The organism is Arthrobacter sp. C152 (genome assembly GCF_054890965.1).
Window position 1 is genome coordinate 1 of the sequence record NZ_JBTZSU010000088.1, and the last position, 1,433, is coordinate 1,433.

Below are 1,433 nucleotides of genomic sequence, written 5' to 3' on the forward strand. Positions count from 1 at the left end.
CTAGTAGTACTTTGTTAGGTTGGTGGCGCGTGCTGGCAGTAGGGGCAGCGGGCGAGCTGTCGGATGAGTATCCGTTGGATTTCCTTGAGGACTCCGTACAGGCTCAGGCTGCCCCTGCTGCTTTTGGGGTGGCGAGTCGTTTTTTGGTGATGAACAGGTGTGCCGCGGAGACGAGGGTGGCGTGGTGGTGAAAGCCCGGGAAGGACCGTCCTTCGAAGTGGGAGAGGCCGAGACCGGTTTTTAGTTCGCGGTAGTCGTGTTCGATGCGCCAGCGGATTTTCGCGAGCCTGACCAAGGTCCTGGTCGGTGTGGCGGCGGGCAGGTCCGAGAGCCAGTAGTCGGTGGGTTCCTTGGCCCCGGGTGGCCATTCGGCGATCAGCCAGGCCTCGGGGAGTGATCCGTCTTCGCCGGGAGTGATGTGTCGGCTGGCTGGCCTGACGCGCAGGGCCAGGAAGCGGGATTTCATAGCGGCGGTCTTGTTGGTGCCGGTGCTTTTGGTGCCGTGCCGCCACGTGAGCCGTCGTAGTTCTCTCCTGCCCGCGGCCACCGCGAGTTCGGCCAGGCTGGCCGGGGCCTGCCGGTAGCGGGGCACGCTGGGCCGGCCCCTGCTGCCGGAGCGTTCGGCGAGTTCGGGAACAGCGTCGGCGGGGTAGGCGCTGGTGGAGGCCTTGACCGCCATCACCCACGGAATGGACCGTCGGGTCAGCTCGAGTCGGAACAGCGCGTTGTCCCCGTACCCGGCGTCGGCCACCGCGACCGGGCACGTGCGCCCCCAACGGGCGAGTTCATCGATCATCTCAAGTGCGAGTTCCCACTTGGGCCGGTTCCGCACGTAATCCGGGATCCTCGCCTTCGCCCGGCGGGCGGCGATGGCTTCGGCCTGTTCGTTGGTCTCAGCGCAGGTGTCGTCCCACGCCTCGGGCACGAACAGGCGCCAGTTCACCGGGGCCGAGGCCGCATCGGTGACCATGTGCACCGTGGCCGCAACCTGGCAGTTGCCGATCTTGCCCAGCGTGCCCGAATACTGACGCGCCACGCACGCCGAAGCGGTCCCGTCCTTCTTGAAGCCCGTATCGTCGATTACCCATGCCTCCGGCGCGATCGCTTCCTCGGCCAGGGCGGCCAGGCGGCGGCGGACCGGCTCCACCTTCCACGGCGAGGACGTGACGAACTGCTGCAACTGCTGGTGGTCCACATCCAAGCGCCCGGCCATCGGCTGCATCGACTTGCGCCGCCCCTCCAGCATCAACCCCTGCAAATACAACCGGCCCTTCACCCGCTGGTCCTTCCGGCCCAACGAGGCGAACACCTCCCCGACGTAGTCCTCCAGCTCGACCCGCAGCCCTGCCTCTTCCATACCCACGCAACGAAATTAACAGCTCAGACCGGCGATTAAAAGCTTTTAGCCGAAAAACCTAACAAAGTACTACTAG

At 65.5% G+C, this 1,433-nt stretch carries 1 protein-coding gene; it reads right to left on the bottom strand.

Annotated features, from left to right (window positions below; all coding sequences use genetic code 11):
* Positions 1–103: 103 nt before the first annotated feature.
* Entirely contained in the window at positions 104–1,357 is a 1,254-nt protein-coding gene (locus ACYSM9_RS21820; protein WP_461859036.1) for an IS701 family transposase, read from the bottom strand.
* Between the last annotated feature and the right edge of the window lie 76 nt (positions 1,358–1,433).

Excerpts from the sequence above, each read along its gene's own strand:
- ACYSM9_RS21820 (WP_461859036.1), bottom strand. The coding sequence starts at position 1,357 with ATGGAAGAGGCAGGGCTGCGGGTCGAGCTGGAGGACTACGTCGGGGAG.